The organism is Corallococcus sp. M7, assembly GCF_054512695.1.
On the sequence record NZ_CM137252.1, the window covers coordinates 2869525 to 2889627 of the forward strand.

Consider the following 20103-nt stretch of genomic DNA (forward strand, 5'->3'; position numbering starts at 1 on the left):
TCCCTCCATGCCCGAGTCCACCGCCCACCTCGACGAGGTCGAGCTGCTCGACCTCGCGGACGGCATTCCGTCGCAGTCCCTGCGCGAGCGCGCGGAAGCCCACCTGGACACCTGCGCGTCCTGCCGCGAATCCCTGGCGGAGTTCCTGCGCGTGCGCGCCGCCCCCGCGCCGGACGTGCACGCCGCGCGCACCGCGGTGATGCTGTCGGATCCGCTGACCCGCTCCGTCAGGCCGCGCATCCCCCAGGTGGCGCAGGGAACGCTGCTGGGGCGCTACGTGGTGCTGGAGCGGCTGGGCGCGGGAGGCATGGGCGTCGTCCATGCGGCGTATGACCCCAGCCTCGACCGGCGCATTGGCCTGAAGCTGCTGCGCGCGCCGCCTTCCTCGGGCGGCTCCCAGGGGATGACGGAGCGGCTGCTGCGCGAGGCCCAGGCCGCCGCGCGCACGCGTCACCCGCACGTCGTCGCCGTGCACGACGTGGGGACGTTCGGAGACGTCGTCTTCATCGCCATGGAGCTGGTGGACGGCGGCACGCTGCGCCAGTTCCTCCAGGCCGCCGACAGGCCCTGGCGCGACGTGGTGCGGCTGTACGTCCAGGCGGGCAGGGGGCTCGCGGCGGCGCACGCGGCGGGCGTGGTGCACCGGGACTTCAAGCCGGACAACGTGCTCGTGGACAAGGAGGGCCGCGCCCGCGTGACGGACTTCGGTCTGGCCCGCCTGGAGTCCGCCGGGGACGTGGGCCCTGACACGGCCAGCCCCGCGCTGGCGCCTGGCAAGGCCGCGTCTCCCAGGAACACCTCGGGAGACGCCGCGTCGCCGAAGGGGGCTCCGCTGGTCACCAGCGTCGCGGGCACTCCCGGCTACATCGCGCCGGAGGTGCTCACGGGCGCCCCCGCCGACGCGCGGTCGGATCAGTACGCCTTCTGCGTCTCGCTGTACGAAGGGCTGCACGGACAGAAGCCCTCCGCCTCGGAGTCAGGCGGCCTGTCGAACCGGAGCAACGTCCCGCGAGCCGTGCACGCGCTCATCGTGCGTGGGCTGTCAGCGGATCCCGCGGCCCGCCATCCCTCCATGACGGTCCTGCTCGACGCTCTGGAGCGCGCGGCCTTCCCACGCACTGGCGCGAAGAGGGTGGCGGCGGGCGTGGGCGCGGGCCTGTTCGCCATCGCGGCGGCGGTGGTGTTCGCGCGAGGCCCGTCTCCCTGCGCGGATGACCCCACGCGGCTCCAGGGCATCTGGGACGCGGACCGCAAGGCGGCGCTGCTCAAGGCCTTCCAGGCCACGGGCGCTCCGGACGCCGTCGCCGCCCATGAGGCCACCGCCCGGACGCTGGACGCCTTTGCCTCCGGTTGGAATGACAGCCGCCGTGATGCATGCCTGGCCACGCACGAACACGGCACCCAATCCACCGCGGTGCTGGACCTGCGCAACAACTGCCTGGAGCGCCGCCGCCGTGAGCTGACCTCGCTCACGGAGGTGCTCTTCTCCGCGGACCGCGTGGGCGTGGCCAGCGCTCCAGAAGCCGCGCAGGCGCTGAGCCCGCTGTCGCGCTGCGCGGACGTGGAGGCCTTGTCCCAGCCGGTGCCCCCACCAGAGCGGCCCGAGGTCGCGGCTCGCGTGAAGGCCGCCTACGCGAAGCTGGACGACGCACGGGCCCGCCTGGGCGCGGACCGGTGGCAGGACGCCGTGGACCGCGTCGCCCCCATCGTGAAGGAGGCGGAGGCCCTGGGCTACAAGCCGCTGTTGGGCGAGGCCCTGCTCATCGAAGGCGAGGCCCGCGCCTTCCTGCGCGAGGAGGCCGCGGGACCCGCGCTGCGCCGCGCGATGCTGGCGTCGCTGGCGGGCCGCGACGACCTGCGCGCCGCGGAGGCCGTCGTCCACCAGGTCTTCGTCGACGGCGAGGTGACCCAGCGTCCGGAGCAGGCCAAGGCCCACGCCGACGAGGCCCGCTCGCTCCTGGAGCGCTCCGGGGGCAACCTGGAGCTGGAGTCCCAACTGCTCGCGTACGAGGGCAACTCGCTGGAGCAGCAGTCGCGCTCGTCGGAGGCGCTGCCCGTGATCCAGCAGGCGCTCGCGCTCCAGGAACGGCTGCACGGCCGTGACTCGCCAAGGCTCGCCCGCGCGCTGCTCACGCTGGCCTCCACCCAGCGCTCGATGGGGCGCGCGGAGGAGGCGCTCGCCACCATCCAGCGCGCCAGGAACGTGCTGGAGGCCGCCTACGGCCCGGACCACCCGAAGGTCGCCATCACCCTCAACAACATGGGCGGGACCCTGATGGAGCTGCGGCGCTACGAGGAGGGGCATGCGGCCTTCCTGGAGACCCTGCGCCGCTACGAGCGCATCTACGGCCCGGACCACCAGCCCCAGCGCTACGTCGCCGGCCTGCGCTCGAACCTGAGCGCGGCGGCCTTCCGCATGGGCCGCTACGAGGAGTCCGAGCGCCGCATGCTGGAGGCCCGGGCCATCTACAAGCAGCTGTTCCCCAAGGGCTCCATCTTCCGGATCCGCTCGGGCACCAACCTGTCGCAGATCCTCATGTACCAGAGCCGGGTGGCGGACGCGCAGGTGCTGCTCCAGGAGATGGAAGAGGAGGTGGTGGCGGCCCGAGCCGATGGCCGCAGCGATCCCGCCTTCGCGTCAGTGTCGCGCTGCCAGGCGGAGGCCTGGATGCGACTGGGACAGACCGAGCGTGCCGTCGCGGCGGCGAAGCGCTCCGTGGCCATCGTGCGGGAGCTGAAGGGGGAGACCGAGCTGGGAGAATCGCTGCGCGTCCTGGCCGTGGCCCTCACCCGGGCGAAGCAGCTCAACGAGGCCCGGGACGTGGCGCGAGAGCTCCTGACCCTGCACCACAAGCTCGCGGGCGCGGAGACCCGGCCTCCCATGGAGATGGAGGAGATGATGGCCGAGCTGTCCCTGGAGCGGGGCGAACTGGACGAAGCCCGCGGGTGGGCGGAGCGCTCCCTGGAGGCCTGGGGCCAGACGGCGGCCCCGCCCCTGGAGATGGCCAACATCCGCTTCGTCCTGGCCCGCGCGCTGCGCAAGGCCCACGCCGAGCCGGAGCGGGCCCGCGCCCTGGCCACCGCCGCCCGCGACGCCGTGCTCTCCACCGCCGAGCCCCGGCTGCTCAAGCTCCCCGAACTGGACGCGTTCCTGCGGGAGCGCTGAGGCGCGCGGGGCTGCTAGGGTCCCGCTCCCTATGCGAACCCTCGTTGGACTGAGCTCGTCGGGCTGGACGGAGAAGGCCCGCTGGGCGTTGGACCACCACCGCGTCGCCTACCGCTACCAGGACTACGTCCCCCTCATCCAGGAGCGCTGGCTGCGCAAGCAGGTGGCGCCCGGCGTGAAGCCCTCCGTGCCGCTGCTCGTGGATCCGCCCCAGCCGGCCACGCACGGCTCGTTCGCCATCGCGAAGCACGCGGAAGGGGTGGGGCAGGGCAGCCCGCTCTTCCCGGCCGCGCAGGTGGACGCCATCACCGCGTGGAACGACATCAGCGAACACGTGCTGGACCTGGCGCGCGCCTACGCCATGCCGCGCATGCTGACGAACGCCCGCGCCCAGGCGGAGATGCTGCCGAAGTTCGTCCCCGGCTGGCTGCGCCCGGTGTTCGCGCCCTCCGCGCGCCTGGGCATGCGCTTCGTGGTGAAGAAGCACCAGGTGGCGGACACCTCGCCAGAGGCCATCGAGGCCGCCGTCGCCCCCTCCTACGAGAAGCTGCGCGCCGCGCTGGGCGGCCGGCCCTACCTGCTGGGCGAGGGCTTCACCTACGCGGACATCACCACCGCCGCGATGCTCGTGCTCCTGGGGCCGCCCGCGGACCGGCACCTGCCCATGGGGCCGGGCACGCGCGAGGTGTGGACCCATGCGGGGCTCGCCGCCCGCTTCCCGGACCTGCTCGCGTGGCGCGACGCGCTCTACGACAAGCACCGCCGCACCTGAAAAACACCCCGGGCCGCCTCCCGGTGAGGGAAGGCGGCCCGCCGTGTGAATCACCGGTGCTTGAGGCTGGCTACCCCGCCTGCTTCACACCCTTCGAGTTGTCCACCAGCACCTTGGCGAAGGTGAGCCCGTCGGGGCCCGCGTCCGCCTGGATGTGCTCGCCCGGCGCGAACTCGCCGTTCAGCACCTTGAGCGCGAGCGGATCCAGCAGGTACTTCTGCACCGCGCGCTTCAGCGGCCGGGCACCGTAGGTCGGGTCGTAGCCGCGCTCCGCCAAAAGCTCCCGCGCGCTGTCCGTGAGGTCCAGCGTGAGGCGCTTGGCCTGGAGCAGCTTCTGGAGCCGGCCCAGCTGGATGTCCACGATGCGGTAGATGTCCTTCTTGCGCAGCGGCTCGAAGACGACGATCTCATCCACGCGGTTGAGGAACTCCGGCCGGAAGTGGCCGCGCAGCGCTTCCATCACCTCGCCGCGCGTCTTCTCGTTGAGCGTGTCCGTGCCCGCCATGCCCTCCTGGATGGCCTGCGAGCCGATGTTCGACGTGAGGATGAGCACCGTGTTGCGGAAGTCCACCGTGCGGCCCTGGCTGTCCGTCACCCGGCCCTCGTCGAGAATCTGGAGCAGGATGTTGAACACGTCGTGGTGGGCCTTCTCGATCTCGTCGAAGAGCACCACCGTGTACGGCCTGCGGCGCACGGCCTCCGTCAGCTGGCCGCCCTCCTCGTAGCCCACGTAGCCCGGAGGCGCGCCCACGAGCCGGGACACCGCGTGCTTCTCCATGTACTCGGACATGTCGATGCGGACCATGGCCGTGTCGTCGTCGAAGAGGAACTCCGCCAGCGCCTTGGCCGTCTCCGTCTTGCCCACGCCCGTGGGGCCCAGGAAGATGAACGAACCGATGGGGCGGTTCGGGTCCTGCAGCCCGCTGCGCGCGCGGCGCACGGCGTTGGACACGGCTTCAATCGCGCTGCGCTGGCCAATCACGCGGTCCGCGAGCCGGTCCTCCATCTTGACCAGCTTCTGCATCTCGCCCTCCATCAACTTGGAGACCGGGATGCCCGTCCACTTGGCCACCACGGAGGCGATGTCCTCGGAGTCCACCTCCTCCTTGAGGAACTTCTGGTTCTTCTGGAGCTCCGCCAGCTTCTCGTTCTGCGCGGCGACTTCCTTCTCCAGGCCCGGGATGACGCCGAACTTCAGCTCCGCCGCGCGGTTCAGGTCGCCCTGGCGCTCGGCCGCGGCCTGGTCGTTGCGCGCCTTCTCCTGCTTCTCCTTGAGCGAGCGCAGCGCCGCGATGGCCTTCTTCTCCTCGTCCCAGTGGGCCTTGAGCGAGTTGAACTTCTCGTTCAGGTTCGCGAGCTCCTTCTCGATGGTGGTCAGGCGCTCACGCGAGTGCGGGTCGGTCTCCTTGCGCAGGCCCTCGCGCTCGATTTCGAGCTGCGTCACCTTGCGGCGGATGTCGTCGATCTCCGTGGGCATGGAGTCGATTTCGATGCGCAGGCGGCTGGAGGCCTCGTCGACCAGGTCGATGGCCTTGTCCGGCAGGAAGCGGTCCGCGATGTACCGGTGGCTGAGCGTGGCCGCCGCGACGAGCGCGGAGTCCTGGATGCGCACGCCGTGGTGCACCTCGTAGCGCTCCTTCAGGCCACGCAGGATGCTGATGGTGTCGTGCACCGTGGGCTCGCCCACGAACACCGGCTGGAAGCGGCGCTCCAGCGCGGCGTCCTTTTCAATGTGCTTGCGGTACTCGTCCAGCGTCGTCGCGCCAATGCAGTGCAGCTCGCCGCGCGCGAGCGCCGGCTTGAGCATGTTGCCCGCGTCCATGGCGCCCTCGGCCTTCCCGGCGCCCACGAGCGTGTGCATCTCGTCGATGAAGAGGATGATTTCCCCCGCCGCGTCCGCGACCTCCTTGAGGACCGCCTTGAGGCGCTCCTCGAACTCGCCGCGGTACTTGGCGCCGGCCACCATGGAGCCCAGGTCCAGCGTGATGAGGCGCTTGTTCTTCAAGCCCTCCGGCACGTCGCCGTCCACGATGCGGCGGGCCAGGCCTTCGGCGATGGCCGTCTTGCCCACGCCCGGCTCACCGATGAGCACCGGGTTGTTCTTGGTGCGGCGGCTCAAGACCTGGATGCAGCGGCGGATCTCCTCGTCGCGGCCGATGACGGGGTCCAGCTTGCCGCTGCGCGCGGCCTCCGTGAGGTCGCGGCCGTATTTCTCCAGCGCCTGGTAGGTGGACTCCGCGTCCGCGCTCGTCACGCGCGAGGAGCCACGCACTTCCTTGAGGCCCGCCTGCACGCGCTCGCGCGTCACGCCGGAGGACTTCATGGCCTCGCCGACGGCGCCCTTGTCCTGGGTCAGCGCGAGCAGCAGGTGTTCGGAGGAGGTGAACTCGTCCTTCAGCGCCTTGGCCTCGTCCTCGGCCTTGTCGAAGGTCTTCATCAGGCGCTGGCTGAGCATGGCGCTCTCGCCGCCCTGGATGCGCGGGAGCTTCTGGAGCGCTTCGCCCAGCCGGCCCGCGAACAGCTTCACGTCCACGCCAATCTTGCGAAGCAGGGGGTCGACGATGCCGTCCTTCTGCCCCAGCAGTGCCGCGGCGAGGTGCTCCGGCTCGTAGTGGGGATTGTCGGCCCGGCGGGCCAGGGACTGACCCTCCTGGATCGCCTCCTGCGCCTTCACCGTGTATTTGTCGAGTCGCATGACCTCAACGTAAGGGTCAGGGACCCCTTGGCAAGGCGACACTGCCCGTATGCCCTGCGTTTTCCCCGGAATACTTTGAGCCGCTGGAAGCGGCCGGGAAAGCGTGGTGGCGAAGTTGCCAGGGGGTGGGGGGGTCGGTTATAGGCGGCGCCCATCCTCGGGGGCTTCACTCTGGACGCGCACGGCGGCTATCTCGTTCGACTCGACACCTTCTCCGGGTTGGCGCTCGTGCGTCTGGCCCGGGAGGCCCTGTCGATGGACAGCGTGCCGGCCGCCACGGCGCTGCGCGTCACCATCAACCGCCGCCGCAAGGTGGTGCGCCTGGCCTTCCTGGGGCCCTTCTCGCAAGGAAGGCAGGGCGCCCACTGGTACGCGGCGCACCATGCCCTGGCCCGCCTCCTGTCCGCCGCCGCCAACGCCACCGTGCACGCCTACGTGTACGACGCGGACGAGGGCGAAGAGGTCATCGCCTACGGCAACGGCCGCCGGGTGGGTGGAGAGAAGGTGGTGTACGAGGACGCGGAGCTGCCGTGTCCCCTGGAGGAGCTGGATGACGAGGCCTTCGCCCGGCTCCAGTCCCGCTGGCCCATGGGGCACCTGGCGTACGTGTTCGGCCTGACGCGGGACGAGCTCCTGCGCATCCCCCAGGCCCCGCTGGCCCGCGTGCTGCCGCTGGAGGGCACGGCCGCCGTCTCCGAAGCCGACGCGATGGCCGCCCTGGAGGCGCTGCTGCTGGGGCCCGCGCTGCCGCGCGCGGAGTCGGACGCGGGCTGAAGCAGCACGGCCGGCCTTCCCTCGCCGCGCCGCGTCAGCCCTGCTCGGACTTCAGGGGTCTTCCGTCGGTCCGTCGAGCGTGACGATGGCGTCTCGCACGCCCTCGCTGCGGAAGTACTGGGCGAGCACCGCGAAGCCGCCGGCGACGAGCACCGTGGGCACCACCGCGGTGAGGGTCATCAGGGACGGGACGAGCGCGTAGAGCTGCTGCGCCGTGGCCGGGTCCTGGAACTCCGGCAGGCCCTTGAGCCCCTCCACCATGGCCTGGCTGGTGTGGCGGGCCACGACGGTCCACTGGGCCCCGTCGATGGTGCGCATCAGCGCGGCGAAGATGCCCGCGCCGCCGATCATCTGCCGGAAGCCGTCCCGGGGGATGCCGTCCGGGGAGCGCAGCATGCGGCTGGAGGCGAAGAAGAGCAGGGTGCAGGCCACCGTCAGCCCGGTCAGCACCAGGGCGCGGGACTCGCGCATGGGGGAGAGCGCGGACAGCTGCGCCTCCATGATGGCCTGGGTGACGGCGGGGTCCTTGCCCAGCAAGGTCAGGGTGGGGGTGTGCTCCCGCTGCGCTTCGCGGTGGGCCTCGAAGTTCATCATGACGGAGGCCTCGCTGCAGGCGAGGAACCCCGTCAGGGTGGAGAGCATCAGGCACAGCCCGGCGGCGATCCGCACACCCCGGGGCAACCCCCCCGGGCGGGTGACTTCAGGAGGCTTCACTTCCGGCTTGCCTCCACGTAGCGCATGCGAAGGTCGGACAGGAGGTTGTCCACCAGCTTCTCCTCCTCCGCGGTGAGGTTGCCGCGCGTCTTCTCGCGGAGCATCGCCAGGAGGTCCAGGTTCTGCCGGGCCGAGGGCAGGTCCTTCTCCATGCGGCCCGTCTCCGGGTTCGGCGCCCCACCCAGGTGGATGAGGACGGCGGAACCCAGTCCGACGATGAAGGTGCTGAACGACAGGGACTCCTCGGAGGCGGGGCTCGCTTCCCCCGTCATCACGAAGGTCTCACCCCGCTTCTCCGAAGGGCTCATTCGGACGCCTTGTCCTCTTCGTCGGCCGGCTCGTCGGCGTCGTCGGACTCGTCCGCGTCGTCCTCGTCGGAGGCGTCGTCGTCCGTGTCGTCCTCGTCCTCGTCATCGAAGTCGTCGTCGATGTCGCCGTCCATCTGCGTGTCGATGGGGACGGCCTTGTCGGCCACGTCCGGCAGCTCCTCGAGGTGCTTCTTGTAGGCGTCCTCGTCCACCTGGCCGCTGCGCTGGTAGCGCTCGGCGGTGCGCTTGTCGAGGTGCTTCGGGTTGATGCCATCGGCCATGATTCAAATCCTCGGAATTGCTTGGAAAACAGCGCGGCACCTTATAGCAGGAGGGGCGCCTGTCAACGCTGGTGTCCCAGTCCCGGAAACCGATGAACGTCTCGCCCCGCCCCCCGCTTCCCCAAGGCCCCTACCTGCTGTGCGACGACAGCATCCGCCCGGAGCTGCCCCTGGTGGACAAGGCCGGGCGCCTGCTCGAAGGCGGTGCCCGGGTGCTCCAACTGCGCATGAAGCACACCCCTCCCCGGGAGGCCCTGGCGGCGGCCCGGGCGGTGGTGGCGCTGTGCCGGCGGGCGGGCGCGGTGTGCCTCATCAACGACCGGGTGGACCTGGCGCTCCTGTCGGACGCGCACGGGGTGCACGTGGGGGACGAGGACCTGCCTCCGGAGGCGGCGCGGGAGCTGCTGGGCGCGGGCCGGTACGTGGGCGTGACGGCGCGCGGGACGGAAGGGGCGAAGGCGGCCCGGGCGGCGGGAGCGGACTACGTGGGCGTGGGGCCGCTGTTCGGCACGACGACGAAGGTGGTGGCGGCGCCGGTGCTGGGGCTGGAGGCCTTCCGGCGGGTGGTGGCCCAGAGCCCGCTGCCGGTGGTGGGCATTGGCGGCGTGGGCCTGTCCAACATCGCGAGCGTGGCGGCGACGGGGGCGCACGGCGCGGCGGTGGTGTCCGACGCCCTGCTCGCCCAGGACATCGCCGAGCGCGTGCGTCAGCTTTCGGCGGCGTTTGACAGCGCGCGGGGGACTGGCCTCTAAGAGGCGGTACCCCCACCATGAACCATCCGCCTCCGCGTCATCACGGGACGACGCCGCGCCGTCCCAACATCGGCCTCAGCCCGGACTGGGCCCAGCCGGCCGACTCCGCCTTTCCCCGCTACGAGCTGAAGGTGCCCTACGCGGAGGCGGTGCTGCGCGCGGGGGGCCTGCCCTTCGTGCTGCCGTACACCGACGACCCGTCCTGCGTGGACGCCTACCTGGAGCGGGTGTCCGGGCTGGTGGTGACGGGCGGCGCGTTCGACATCCCTCCGTCCGCGTATGGCGAGGAGGTCCGCGAGGGCATGGGGCCGCTGAAGGAGGGCCGCACGGCCTTCGAGGCGCAGCTCATCCGCGGCGCGCTCAAGCGCAACCTGCCGGTGCTGGGCGTGTGCGGCGGCATGCAGCTGCTGGCCGTGGTGCTGGGCGGCACGCTGTTCCAGGACATCCTGCGGGAGGTTCCTGGCGCGCGAGACCACGAGCAGAAGCACGACCGCACCCAGCCGCAGCACCCGGTGGAGGTGAAGAACGGCACGCTCCTGGCGGAGGCCGTGGGGCACGGGCAGTTGATGGTGAACTCCACGCACCACCAGGCGGTGAACAAGCCGGGCACGGACGTGACGGTGAGCGCGGTGTCGCCGGACGGCGTGGTGGAGGCGATTGAGTCCACCGTGCACACCTTCGCGCTGGGCGTGCAGTGGCACCCGGAGCTGATGCTGGGGACCATCCCGGTGCACCTGGGCGTCTACAAGGCGCTGGTGCAGAAGGCGCGAGAGCACCGCCGGTGAGGCCCCGGGTCCTGCTGCTCGCGGGACTGGAGCCCACGGGCAGGGCCGGGCTCCTGGCGGACGTGGCCGCGGTGCGGGCGCGCGGCGGCGACGCGGTGGCGGTGCCCACGGCCCAGACGGCGCAGGGCTCGCACACCTTCGCGGTGGTGCCTGCCTCCCCGCGCATGCTGGCCGCGCAGGTGACGGCCGCGCGCGAGTGGGGCCCCCTGCACGCGGTGAAGTGGGGCGTGGTGCCCGGGCCGTCCCAGCTGGCCACGGCGCGGGCGGCGCTCAAGGACGCGGACGCGTGGTGGGTGGTGGACCCGGTGGTGCGCTCGTCCCGGGGGCAGGCGCTGTCGCGGCTGACGGCCCGGCACTACCTGGCGCTCGCGGGCCCGCGCGTGCTGGTGACACCGAACCTGGAGGAGGCCGCGTGGCTTTTGGGCCGGCCCGCGCTGGGCACGGTGGAGGACGCGCAGGAGGCCGCGGAGGCGCTGTGTCAGCGCGGCTTCGGCGCGGTGCTGGTGAAGGGCGGGCACCTGCCGGAAGGGCAGGGGTTGGCGGACGTGCTAGCGTACTCCGGGCGCACGGTGGTGATGCGAGGGCGCCGGTTGAAGCGGCCCCCCGAGCGCCGGGGCACGGGCTGCCGGCTGGCGTCCGCGCTGGCGGCGGAGCTGGGCCGGGGCACGGGGCCGGAGGCCGCGGTGCGAGCGGCCCGTGAGCACGTCACGGGCTACCTGCGCACCGGCCGGGACTGAGGCGAAGGGCTACTCGCTCCGGGCGCGGCTTTCGAAGCGCGTGTACTCCGCGAGGAACACCAGGTCCACGGACCCGATGGGGCCGTTACGCTGCTTGGCGACGATGAGCTCCACGGGGATGACCGTGTTGCCGCCGCCACCTCCGCCCCCGCCGCCACCACCCCCGCCCCCACCACCGCCTCCTTCGCCGTCCTCCTCCGTCTCACGGTGGATGAACATCACCACGTCGGCGTCCTGCTCGATGGAGCCGGACTCACGCAGGTCGGAGAGCATGGGCTTGCCGCCCTTGCGTTCCTCCACCTTACGGCTGAGCTGGCTGAGGGCGATGATGGGCACCTCCAGCTCCTTGGCCAGCTGCTTGAGCGCACGGGAGATTTCAGCGACTTCCAGCTGGCGGCTCTCCACCTTGCCCTTCTGGTGCATCAGCTGGAGGTAGTCGATGACGATGAGCGACAGGCGCGGATCCTTCTGCTTCACGCGCCGCGCCTTCGCGCGCAGGTCGAACGGGGACAGGCCGCCGGAGTCGTCGATGTAGATGGGCGCGTTGTAGAGGGCGCCGGCCATCTCCTGGAACTTCTCCTCGTCGTGCGGGGACAGCCGGCCGCCGCGCAGCTTCTTCATGTCCACGCGCGCGGTGGACGCGAGCAGACGCATGAGCAGCTGATCCGCGGGCATTTCCAGGCTGAAGATGCCGACGGCCTTGTTCTCCTTCAGCGCCGCATGCACCGCGATGTTCATGGCGAAGGACGTCTTGCCGATGCCGGGACGCGCCGCGAGGATGATGAGCTCACCGGCGTGCAGGCCGGTCAGCTGATTGTCAAGGTCGATGTATCCCGTGGACAGGCCCGTCACGCCCGTCGCCGCGGTCTTCATCTTGTCGAGCAGGTCGAGCGTCTGCTCCATCAGCTCGCTGACCGGACGCAGGTCGCCTTCGCGCTTCTTCTCCGCGAGGAGGAAGACCTTGCGCTCGGCCTCGTCGAGCAGGACCTCCAGCTCGCCCGTCTCCTGGCTGGCGAGGTCTTGAATCTCCCGGCCCACGTTGGCCAGGCGCCGGCGCAGCGCCTGGTCCTTGACGATGTGGGCGTACTGGACGGCGTTGGCCGCCAGCGGGACCACCTGGTCCAGGCCCATCAGGTACGCGGGGCCGCCCACAGCGACGAGCTGGCCCAGGACCTTGAGCTCCTCCGCGAGCGTCAGGTGGTCTACCTGCTTGCTCTGCTGATCCAGCCGCATCATCGCGGCGAAGATCTGCGCGTGCGAAGGGCTGGCGAAGTCGTCCGCGTGGACGACCTCCGCCACGGGCGTGATGAGCCCGTTGTCCGCCAGCACGGCGCCCAGCACCGCGCGCTCCGCGGCGAGATCCTCGTGGACCCGCCGTCCTTCCCTACCGTCCAGGACGTTCTGCATGGCTGCTTGGAACCTCTACAGGCAGCGTCTGACACGTTCCAGCGGACGTCCAGTTTCCAGGCAACAGACCTGTAGCACCCGGTAGGTCCGGGAGGGATGCCGCGACCCGCCGTGGCACCCGGGCCCGGCCTCCCGGTGAACCGACCCGCCGCGTCGGGCTATTCGGCGGCGCCCCACTGCTGGAGGAAGGCCTCCCGGTAGGTGCGACTGAGGATCACCGTGGAGCCGTCCTTGAGCACCAGGATGCCGTCCCCATGGGTCCACGGCTCCAGCCGGGCCACGGCCTCCAGGTTCACCAGGTCGCTGCGGTGCACGCGCACGAAGCGGGTGGGGTCCAGGCGCTCCTCCAGGGCCCGCAGCGTCTGGCGCACCAGGTGTTCGCCCTGGGCCGTGAAGAGCCGCACGTACTTGTCCTCCGAGGACAGGCGCCACACGGTGTCCAGGCGCAGGGGGACCCAGCCCTCGCCCACCTTCACCACCAGGCGCTCCAGGGGGCGCTCGGGGCGGGCCCTGGCCACCGTGGCGAGCAGGGCATCCAGCGCGGCGGAGCCGTGCGCGCCCGCGCTCAAGAGCGCATGGGCCTTGTCGAGCGCCCGGGTGAAGCGGCCGGCGTCATAGGGCTTGAGGAGGTAGTCCGCCGCGTGGGCCTCGAAGGCCTGGAGCGCGAAGCGTTCATAGGCGGTGGAGAAGATGACCGCGGGGCAGGCCTCCGCCCCGAGCGCCTCCAGGACCTCGAAGCCGGTGAGCCCGGGCATCTGCACGTCCAGCACCACCAGGTCCGGCCGCAGCGACTCGATGCGCGCGAGCGCCTCCGTCCCGTCCTGTGCCTCGCCCACGCAGGTGAAGCGCGCGTCATCCGCCAGCAGGCGCTTCACCTTCGCGCGAGCGGGCGCTTCGTCGTCCACCACCAGCACGCGGAACACCGTCACGAGTCCTCCTCCCGGCGCTCCCGATGCGTCCGCGTCGCCACGCACGTTGCCCTCATGACGCCTCCACCCGGGCCGCATCGAGGGGCAGCCACACCGTCACGCGCGCGCCGCCTTCGGGGCCTGCACCTCGCTCCACTCGGGCGCGGTCGCCATGCAGCAGCGTGAGCACGCGCTCCAACTGCGTCAGGCCCACGCCGGGCCCGGAGGCAGGGGAGGGCGCCCCGAAGCCGCGCCCGGTGTCCTCCACCTCCAGCGCCCAGCGGTCCGCTTCCGCACGCGCGCGGATGCGCACCTCCAGCGCGCCGCGCAGGTCCTGGTTGTGCTTCACCGCGTTCTCCACCAGCGTCTGGAGCGCGAAGCAGGGCACGCGCTGGGACTCCAGCCCCGGCGCCACGTCCCACCGCACGTCCAGGCGGTCTCCGAAGCGCGCCGCGAGCAAGGCGACGAAGCGCTCGGTGTGCCCTCGCTCCTCGGAAAGCGTCCAGGTGGGCTCGGTGCGCTCCAGGCTCGCGCGCAGCAACTGGCCCAGGTCGCTCAACAGCCGGTCCGTGCGCGGCAGGTCCTCGTACATCACCGACCCGATGGTGTGCAGCGCGTTGAAGAGGAAGTGCGGGTGCAACTGGCCCGTGAGCGACTGGAGCTGCGCGGCCCGCAGCTCGCCCTCCAGCTCCGCCGAGCGCAGCGCGCGGGCCTGCCGCTCCCGCCACTCGTTGAGGAGCGCGATGACCGCGCAGCCCAGGCCGTAGGTGATGAGGTCCTTCTGCGCCTCCATGGGCAGCGCGTACACCGGAGGCCCCAGGTCGTAGTCCCCCAGGTCCAGCAGCGCGTAGACGCCGTGCCGCAGCCCCGCCATCAGCGCGATGTGCAGCGAAGTGAAGACGAGGAACGCCGCCGCGTGGATGCCCAGGAAGCGCGCCCAGCCCACGCGCAGTGACGGCGCGTTGAGCACCGCCGTCATCAGCACGGGGAGCAGCAGCGTGACGGCGAGCGCGCTGGTCATCTCCCAGATGAACGCCGGTGCCCAATGGCCCGGGTGGGGCCGCATGAGCTGCATCAGCCGCACCGCGCTGCCCTGCCAGACGCCCAGCACCAGCCCGAACGCCAGGAGCTTCAGCGCCGGACGCAACCGCAGCCGGGGCCAGCGCCACCGCGGGGATGCAGCTTCGTCCCAGGCCCTCACCCCACGGCCTCCGGCGTGAGGACCGCCGGACGCGCGGCCCGGGGCTTCATCCCGAAGAGCGGCCGCAGCCACGACACGCGGGACACGCCTTCACACAGCGCCAGCGTCACGGCGAAGGACAGCGTGAGCACCGCGAGGAGCATGGCCCAGGGGCCTACCGGCAGGCGCAGGCACAGGGAGCCCACGCAGATGATGACCGTCTGGTGGAAGATGTAGAACGGATACGACAGCGCCTGCGCGTGCGGAAGCCACGCGGGGGACGTGCGCACGTGGTGCCGCGCCCAGGCCATCGCCGTCAGCAGCCCGCTCCAGATGAGCACCGTGCCCCCCACGATGGCGGGCACCACCGGCATCACCGGCCACGGCCACACCACCTCCACCACCAGCGCCGCCAGGGCCACGGCCAGGAGCCCGTGGCGCAGCGACACCAGCCGGTCCCACACGCCCGGGCAGCGGCCCAACAGGTGCCCGTAGAGAAACAGCAGGCCGTAGTGGATGAAGGTGCGCGGATCATCCAGCAGCGCGTGCGTCTCCGGGAAGTCGCGCAGGAGCACCCGGTTGAGCGCCAGCGGCACGACAAGCCACAGCACGTTCACCCCACGCGACAGCCACGCGTCCGCCCACGCGAGGAACCGCGCCCCGGCCTGCGTGCGCAGCGCCGCGAAGAGGGGCAGGGCCAGCAGGCAGTAGACGAACAGGTAGGCCACGAACCACAGATGGTGCCAGCTGAAGCTGCCCGCGGGGTAGGGCACGAAGTCGAACACCGTCGGGTAGAACGCGGCGTAGCTGCCCTGGATGCGCCCCTGGTGCAGCCGCTCCACGTAGATCTGCGGCGGCACCACCACGAACATGCCGAACACCAGCGGCAAGAGCAGCCGCTTCGCCCGGTCCTTCGTGAACGCGCCCAGGCCGCGCCGCCGGAGCGCGAACGCGGTGCCCGCTCCGGAGATGACCATCAGCAGCGGCATGCGCACCAGGTGCAGCACGGACATCACGGGCTCCAGCACCGGCAGCGCCTGGGGGCTCTTGATGTGCCACTCCCAGGTGTTGAACATCATCCCGGTGTGGAACAGGTGCAGCACCACGATGGCCAGCACCCGGAGCCAGTCCAGGTCGGGGTGGTGCGCGGCGGCGGGGCGGAGTGGGGCGCTCATGCGGTGGGGACCTCCTGACGGTGTCCGCCGCTGAAGTACCCACGCCAGGTGCCCTGGCTCCACGCGGATGCCGTGAAACGGACCCCGCGCGGCGCGAGCCGGACGGGCCCGGAACCCAGCAGACGCGAAAAGGGCCGCCCGGTCGCCCGGACGGCCCTTTCCTTGAAGCGATGGGAGCGCTTCAGGTGAAGCGGTGGACTACTCGGCCACCACGTCGACCTTGATCTTCGCCGTCACCTCGCGGTGCAGGCGCAGCTCCACGTCGTAGCTGCCCAGCGACTTGATGGGCTCGGCCAGGTGCAGCTGGCGGCGATCCACCTGCTGGCCCTGGGCCGCGAGCGCCTCGGCGATGTCCAGCACCGTGACGGAGCCGAACAGCTTGTCCTGCTCGCCCACCTTGCGCTTGATGGTGACCTTGACGGCGCCCAGCTTCTTGGCCTGCTCGTCGGCAGCGCCCTTCAGCTTGGCGTTGCGCGCCGTCTGCACGGACTTCTCGTGCTCCAGCTGACGCAGGTTCTGCTCGCTCGCCAGGACCGCCTTCTTGCGCGGCAGCAGGAAGTTACGGCCGAAGCCGTCCTTCACCGTGACGAGCTCGCCGGACTTGCCGAGGTTGTCGATGTCCTCACGCAGAATGACCTTCATGTTCCTGTCTCCTGTGTTGCGGACCGGCGACTAGCCGACCACCGCGTTGTAGGGGAGGAGCGCGATGCCGCGGGCGCGCTTGATGGCCACCGCCACCTCACGCTGGTGCTTCGCGCAGTTGCCGGAGATGCGGCGGGGGATGATCTTGCCGCGCTCGGTGACGAAGTACTTCAGCGTCGCCTGGTCCTTGAAGTCCACCGACGCGTTCTTCTCCGCGCAGAACCGGCAGACCTTCTTGCGGCCGAAGCCACGACCACCGCGCTTGTCGTCGTCGCCGCCCATGCCGCGGTCGCCGCGATCGCCACCACGGTCGCGGTCGCCGCCGCGATCACCACCACGGTCGCCACCGCGCGAACCGCCGCCGTAGCCGCCGCCACCACCGGGGCCGCGGGAAGCGCCCGCGCCCTGCTTGCTATCCATGCCGTTGCTCATGAACGTTCTCGTTTCCTGGAAGGTTGGGGGAAGGTCCCGACAGAGGCGTTACGCCTCCTCGGCGGACTCCTCTTCCGAATCGCCACCCGCGAACTCGGACGACTCGCCGCGGAAGCCACCCTCGCGCTCGGCGGGAGCGCCCGGACGGGTCTCCTCGACGTCGCCGGCCAGCTTGAGGTCCTCGAGCACCGGACGCGACTCGGGATCCACCTCGTCCGCGATCTTCACGGAGATGTAGCGGGTCACGTCGTCGATGTTGCGCAGGTTGCGCTCGATCTCCGCCACCAGCTTGCCGTCACCCAGGAAGCTCGTGTGGACGTAGATGGCGCGGGGCTGCTTGGCCACGGGGAACAGCGTCTTCTTCTTCCCCCACACCGTGAAGCGGAGGACCTTGCCACCCTCACGCGAAACGATGCCGCGGACGCGCTCCTTGAGCTTGTCCACGTTGTCGTCGGTCACGTCCGGCTTGACCAGGAAGATGGTCTCGTACTCACGAAGCCGCTTGGCGGCCTGCGTCTCTGCCATGTTTCTCTCCCCTTGGGGTCGAGTGCCCCCCGGACCATCCGGGGAGCGGGGAAACGGCCGGAGGCCCTCGAAGGCCACCACCGGGGACGGGAAATCCTCTCGCGCGCCCGTCACCGTCGCGCCTTGGCCCGTGCGTGAACACGGGAAGCTTTGAAAGAACATCCACCGGAAGAAGCGTGGGACGCACTCCGGGGGAAGGGGCTTCTAAGAGGACCCCTTGCGCAAAGTCAAGGGGAGCCAGGAGGCTGAGGGGACGGCAGGCGGCCCGCCCGGGGCTTCAGGCCCGGCGGTTGTGGCGGTTCATCGCCGTGGAGAGCCCGTCCCGCACCCAGCTCTCCGCCATGTCCGCCGCCTTGCCGATGAGCTCCTCCAACTGGCGGCGCTCGCCGTCGTCGAAGTTGGACAGGACGTAGCCCGCCACGCGCTCCTTGGCGTTGGGGCCCTCCGGCTTGCCAATGCCCACCCGCACGCGGATGAAGGCGTCCTCGCCCAGGCACTGCACCATGCTCTTGAGCCCGTTGTGCCCGCCCGCGCCGCCGCCCGCCTTGAGCTGCAGCCGCCCGAAGGGCAGGTCCAGCTCGTCGTGCACCACGAGCACGTCCTGCACCGCGACCTTGTAGAAGCGCGCGGCCTCCGCCACGGAGCGGCCGGACAGGTTCATGTATGTCTGCGGCTCCACGAAGAGGATGCGCTCGCCGCCCAGGCTTCCCTGGCCCACCCGCGCCTGGAACTTGTCCTGCGTGAGCTCCGCGCGGGCGCGCGCCAGCAGCGCGTCCACCACCATGAACCCGACGTTGTGGCGGTGGCGCTCGTACTCGCGCCCGGGGTTGCCCAGCCCGCAGATGAGCTTCATGGACGGCTCCCAAGGAGGGTGGGGGCTGGAAGGGGCCCGCACCCGGAAAAAGACAGCGGGGCAGGCCCTGGAAGAGGCCCGCCCCGCGAAGAGACACCGAACGGCGGAAGAGGACTACTTCTTCGCCGGGGCCTTGGCCGCGGCCGCCGCGGGGGCCTTCGCGTCGCCCGCCTTCGCGTCGCCCGCCTTGCCCGCCGCCGCAGGGGCCGCGGCAGCAGCAGCCGCCGCCGGAGCCGCCTCCGCCGCTTCCGGCGCGGCGATGGTCGCGATGGTGTAGTTGACGTGCGTCTTCACGGACACGCCCTCGGGGAGCTTCACGTCGTTCACGTGGAGGGCTTCCGCGATCTTCAGGTTGGTGACGTCCACTTCAATCTGGAGCGGGATGGCGCCGGGGAGCGCCCAGACCTCCAGGTTGCGGCGCACCTGGGTGAGCAGACCGCCGTCCGCCACGCCCGCGGCCTTGCCGGTGAGCACCACGGGGATGTTCACCTTGACCTGCTCCTTCTCGCTCACGGCGATGAAGTCCGCGTGCAGGATGTCGCGGGTGAGCGGATCCATCTGGTAGTCCTTCAGGAGGACCTGCTGATCGTTGCCCGCCAGCTTCAGCTGGATGAGCGTGTTCAGCTTGTGCGGGGTGTTGATGGCCGTGCGGATGCCCTTGGGGTCCACGGAGATGTGCAGCGGCGCCTTCAGGTGCTTGCCGTAGACGACGGCGGGAACGCGGCCGGCGGCGCGCAGGCGGCGGGCCACGCCCTTGCCGGAGTTGTCACGGGCCTGCGCTTCGAGGGTGCTCTTTTCGGTGGCCATGGAAGGCTCTCTTTTCGGTGGGTACCGCGGTGTTCACCGGCGTCTGGGCGCCCTCGGCATCCCACCCCCATGGTGGGCCCCGAAGACGGCGCCCGGGCCGTTGTGACGGGCCCATGGAACCGGTGGAGGGGGCCGGACATGCCAGCCCCCGGGGTCCTTCGTCAAGCCGCCCGGGCCCCAGGCGGCGTTTCGCCTGGCTGCGTCCGGGCAGGCCCGGACGACGTCAGACGAACAGCGAGCTCAGCGAGTCCGCGCGGTGGATGCGCGCGATGGCCTCACCGAAGAGGGCGTCCGTCTGCAGGGCGCGGATCTTCGGGCACGCCTTGGCGTTGGCCGCGAGCGGCACCGTGTCCGTGAAGACGACCTCCTCCAGGACGGAGTCGGTGATGCGCTGGATGGCGGGGCCGGACAGGATGGGGTGCACCGCGTACGCGAGCACCCGGCGCGCGCCCTTGTCCTTCAGCGCCGCTGCCGCCTGGGCGAGCGTGCCCGCGGTGTCCACCATGTCGTCCACCAGGATGGCGTCCTTGCCCTTCACGTCGCCAATGAGGTTCATCACCTCCGAGGCGTTGGGGCGCGGGCGGCGCTTGTCGATGATGGCCAGCCCCGTGTTCAGCCGCTTGGAGTAGGCGCGCGCGCGCTCCACGCCGCCGGCGTCCGGGCTGACGATGACCAGCTCGCTCGACTCCGGGAAGCGCTTGCGGATGTCCTCCAGGAACACCGGCGAACCGTAGAGGTGATCCGAGGGCATGTTGAAGAAGCCCTGGATCTGCCCGGCGTGCATGTCCATGGACACCACCCGGTTGACGCCCGCGACCTCCAGCATGTCCGCCACCAGCTTCGCGGTGATGGGCGTGCGGGCCGCCACCTTCCGGTCCTGCCGCGCGTAGCCGTAGTAGGGCATCACCGCGGTGATGGAGCCTGCGCTCGCCCGCTTGAGGGCGTCGCACATGATCAAGAGCTCCATCAGGTGGTGGTTCGTCGGCGGGCACGTGGACTGGACGATGAAGACGTCCTGTCCGCGTACGTTCTCGCCGATCTCGACGTGGATCTCCCCGTCGGAGAACGTGTCCACCGTCGCCTTGCCCAGGGGACGCTGGAGGTATTCGCAGATGCGATGCGCCAACGCCGGGTTGGAGTTCCCGGCGAACACCTTGAAGTCACGCGACGGCTGCATGGGGGCGCTGACT

The 20103-nt window shown here is 70.9% G+C and carries 20 protein-coding genes; 6 read left to right on the plus strand and 14 right to left on the minus strand.

Going from position 1 to position 20103, the window contains the following annotated elements:
- The first annotated feature begins 7 nt into the window (after positions 1–7).
- Positions 8–3166: a protein kinase domain-containing protein gene (locus ACX114_RS11885; protein WP_459297672.1), complete on the plus strand. Its 3159-nt coding sequence runs from the start codon at positions 8–10 to the stop codon at positions 3164–3166.
- A gap of 31 nt (positions 3167–3197) precedes the next feature.
- Positions 3198–3938 (plus strand): glutathione S-transferase C-terminal domain-containing protein, encoded by a 741-nt coding sequence (locus ACX114_RS11890; RefSeq protein ID WP_459297674.1) that lies wholly within the window; start codon positions 3198–3200, stop codon positions 3936–3938.
- A 70-nt stretch (positions 3939–4008) separates the two neighbouring features.
- Here the strand turns inward: ACX114_RS11890 and clpB are convergent, their stop codons facing one another.
- Positions 4009–6633, minus strand: a complete 2625-nt coding sequence (clpB, locus tag ACX114_RS11895; RefSeq protein WP_459297676.1) for an ATP-dependent chaperone ClpB — start codon at positions 6631–6633, stop codon at positions 4009–4011.
- Between the two features lie 228 nt (positions 6634–6861).
- Here clpB and ACX114_RS11900 point away from each other — a divergent pair, with 228 nt between their 5' ends.
- Entirely contained in the window at positions 6862–7407 is a 546-nt protein-coding gene (locus tag ACX114_RS11900; RefSeq protein ID WP_459297678.1) for a hypothetical protein, read from the plus strand.
- Between the two features lie 51 nt (positions 7408–7458).
- Here ACX114_RS11900 and ACX114_RS11905 read toward each other — a convergent pair whose 3' ends face one another.
- Genes ACX114_RS11905 through ACX114_RS11915 form a run of 3 tightly spaced genes read right to left on the minus strand, consistent with a single transcriptional unit; the run spans position 7459 to position 8710 of the window.
- Entirely contained in the window at positions 7459–8121 is a 663-nt protein-coding gene (locus ACX114_RS11905; RefSeq protein ID WP_459297680.1) for a hypothetical protein, read from the minus strand.
- Positions 8118–8429 (minus strand): DUF1844 domain-containing protein, encoded by a 312-nt coding sequence (locus ACX114_RS11910; protein ID WP_120556071.1) that lies wholly within the window; start codon positions 8427–8429, stop codon positions 8118–8120. Before ACX114_RS11910 ends, ACX114_RS11905 begins: the two co-directional genes overlap by 4 nt.
- Positions 8426–8710: a hypothetical protein gene (locus tag ACX114_RS11915; protein WP_459297682.1), complete on the minus strand. Its 285-nt coding sequence runs from the start codon at positions 8708–8710 to the stop codon at positions 8426–8428. Before ACX114_RS11915 ends, ACX114_RS11910 begins: the two co-directional genes overlap by 4 nt.
- A gap of 92 nt (positions 8711–8802) precedes the next feature.
- Here ACX114_RS11915 and thiE point away from each other — a divergent pair, with 92 nt between their 5' ends.
- From thiE to thiD, 3 genes are read left to right on the plus strand one after another with little or no spacing between them, the layout of a single operon-like run.
- On the plus strand, positions 8803–9462 hold the full coding sequence (gene thiE / locus ACX114_RS11920; RefSeq protein WP_459297684.1) for a thiamine phosphate synthase: 660 nt from the start codon (positions 8803–8805) through the stop codon (positions 9460–9462).
- 17 nt (positions 9463–9479) lie between these two features.
- A complete protein-coding gene (locus ACX114_RS11925) occupies positions 9480–10247 on the plus strand; it encodes a gamma-glutamyl-gamma-aminobutyrate hydrolase family protein (RefSeq protein WP_459297686.1) in 768 nt (255 codons plus the stop codon).
- Entirely contained in the window at positions 10244–10984 is a 741-nt protein-coding gene (thiD, locus tag ACX114_RS11930; protein WP_459297688.1) for a bifunctional hydroxymethylpyrimidine kinase/phosphomethylpyrimidine kinase, read from the plus strand. Before ACX114_RS11925 ends, thiD begins: the two co-directional genes overlap by 4 nt.
- Positions 10985–10993: 9 nt before the next feature.
- On the opposite strand, the gene dnaB is transcribed toward thiD, so the two are convergent.
- From dnaB to ACX114_RS11980, 10 genes are all read right to left on the minus strand, one after another.
- Complete coding sequence (gene dnaB, locus ACX114_RS11935) at positions 10994–12391, minus strand: replicative DNA helicase (RefSeq protein ID WP_459297690.1); 1398 nt, start codon at positions 12389–12391, stop codon at positions 10994–10996.
- A 158-nt stretch (positions 12392–12549) separates the two neighbouring features.
- Complete coding sequence (locus ACX114_RS11940) at positions 12550–13320, minus strand: LytR/AlgR family response regulator transcription factor (RefSeq protein WP_459297692.1); 771 nt, start codon at positions 13318–13320, stop codon at positions 12550–12552.
- 52 nt (positions 13321–13372) lie between these two features.
- Positions 13373–14500: a sensor histidine kinase gene (locus ACX114_RS11945; RefSeq protein WP_459297694.1), complete on the minus strand. Its 1128-nt coding sequence runs from the start codon at positions 14498–14500 to the stop codon at positions 13373–13375.
- On the minus strand, positions 14497–15654 hold the full coding sequence (locus ACX114_RS11950) for an acyltransferase family protein (protein ID WP_459297696.1): 1158 nt from the start codon (positions 15652–15654) through the stop codon (positions 14497–14499). Before ACX114_RS11950 ends, ACX114_RS11945 begins: the two co-directional genes overlap by 4 nt.
- A 198-nt stretch (positions 15655–15852) precedes the next feature.
- Positions 15853–16296, minus strand: coding sequence for a 50S ribosomal protein L9 (gene rplI, locus ACX114_RS11955; protein WP_014395238.1), 444 nt, complete (start codon positions 16294–16296; stop codon positions 15853–15855).
- A 30-nt stretch (positions 16297–16326) separates the two neighbouring features.
- Positions 16327–16728, minus strand: a complete 402-nt coding sequence (rpsR, locus tag ACX114_RS11960; protein WP_459297698.1) for a 30S ribosomal protein S18 — start codon at positions 16726–16728, stop codon at positions 16327–16329.
- A gap of 48 nt (positions 16729–16776) precedes the next feature.
- Entirely contained in the window at positions 16777–17253 is a 477-nt protein-coding gene (gene rpsF, locus ACX114_RS11965) for a 30S ribosomal protein S6 (protein ID WP_459297700.1), read from the minus strand.
- Positions 17254–17530: 277 nt separating this feature from the next.
- Positions 17531–18106: an aminoacyl-tRNA hydrolase gene (gene pth / locus ACX114_RS11970; RefSeq protein WP_459297702.1), complete on the minus strand. Its 576-nt coding sequence runs from the start codon at positions 18104–18106 to the stop codon at positions 17531–17533.
- 114 nt (positions 18107–18220) lie between these two features.
- The gene (locus ACX114_RS11975; RefSeq protein ID WP_459297704.1) at positions 18221–18913 is read right to left on the minus strand and encodes a 50S ribosomal protein L25/general stress protein Ctc; all 693 of its coding nucleotides are present in this window, start codon (positions 18911–18913) and stop codon (positions 18221–18223) included.
- 223 nt (positions 18914–19136) lie between these two features.
- Positions 19137–20090 (minus strand): ribose-phosphate pyrophosphokinase, encoded by a 954-nt coding sequence (locus tag ACX114_RS11980; protein WP_459297706.1) that lies wholly within the window; start codon positions 20088–20090, stop codon positions 19137–19139.
- Positions 20091–20103 lie beyond the last annotated feature (13 nt).

Excerpts from the sequence above, each read along its gene's own strand:
- ACX114_RS11885 (WP_459297672.1), top strand. The coding sequence starts at position 8 with ATGCCCGAGTCCACCGCCCACCTCGACGAGGTCGAGCTGCTCGACCTC.
- ACX114_RS11980 (WP_459297706.1), bottom strand. The coding sequence starts at position 20,090 with ATGCAGCCGTCGCGTGACTTCAAGGTGTTCGCCGGGAACTCCAACCCG.
- clpB (WP_459297676.1), bottom strand. The coding sequence starts at position 6,633 with ATGCGACTCGACAAATACACGGTGAAGGCGCAGGAGGCGATCCAGGAG.
- rpsF (WP_459297700.1), bottom strand. The coding sequence starts at position 17,253 with ATGGCAGAGACGCAGGCCGCCAAGCGGCTTCGTGAGTACGAGACCATC.
- ACX114_RS11950 (WP_459297696.1), bottom strand. The coding sequence starts at position 15,654 with ATGAGCGCCCCACTCCGCCCCGCCGCCGCGCACCACCCCGACCTGGAC.
- rplI (WP_014395238.1), bottom strand. The coding sequence starts at position 16,296 with ATGAAGGTCATTCTGCGTGAGGACATCGACAACCTCGGCAAGTCCGGC.
- pth (WP_459297702.1), bottom strand. The coding sequence starts at position 18,106 with ATGAAGCTCATCTGCGGGCTGGGCAACCCCGGGCGCGAGTACGAGCGC.
- ACX114_RS11925 (WP_459297686.1), top strand. The coding sequence starts at position 9,480 with ATGAACCATCCGCCTCCGCGTCATCACGGGACGACGCCGCGCCGTCCC.
- ACX114_RS11910 (WP_120556071.1), bottom strand. The coding sequence starts at position 8,429 with ATGAGCCCTTCGGAGAAGCGGGGTGAGACCTTCGTGATGACGGGGGAA.
- dnaB (WP_459297690.1), bottom strand. The coding sequence starts at position 12,391 with ATGCAGAACGTCCTGGACGGTAGGGAAGGACGGCGGGTCCACGAGGAT.
- thiE (WP_459297684.1), top strand. The coding sequence starts at position 8,803 with ATGAACGTCTCGCCCCGCCCCCCGCTTCCCCAAGGCCCCTACCTGCTG.
- rpsR (WP_459297698.1), bottom strand. The coding sequence starts at position 16,728 with ATGAGCAACGGCATGGATAGCAAGCAGGGCGCGGGCGCTTCCCGCGGC.
- ACX114_RS11915 (WP_459297682.1), bottom strand. The coding sequence starts at position 8,710 with ATGGCCGATGGCATCAACCCGAAGCACCTCGACAAGCGCACCGCCGAG.
- ACX114_RS11975 (WP_459297704.1), bottom strand. The coding sequence starts at position 18,913 with ATGGCCACCGAAAAGAGCACCCTCGAAGCGCAGGCCCGTGACAACTCC.
- ACX114_RS11890 (WP_459297674.1), top strand. The coding sequence starts at position 3,198 with ATGCGAACCCTCGTTGGACTGAGCTCGTCGGGCTGGACGGAGAAGGCC.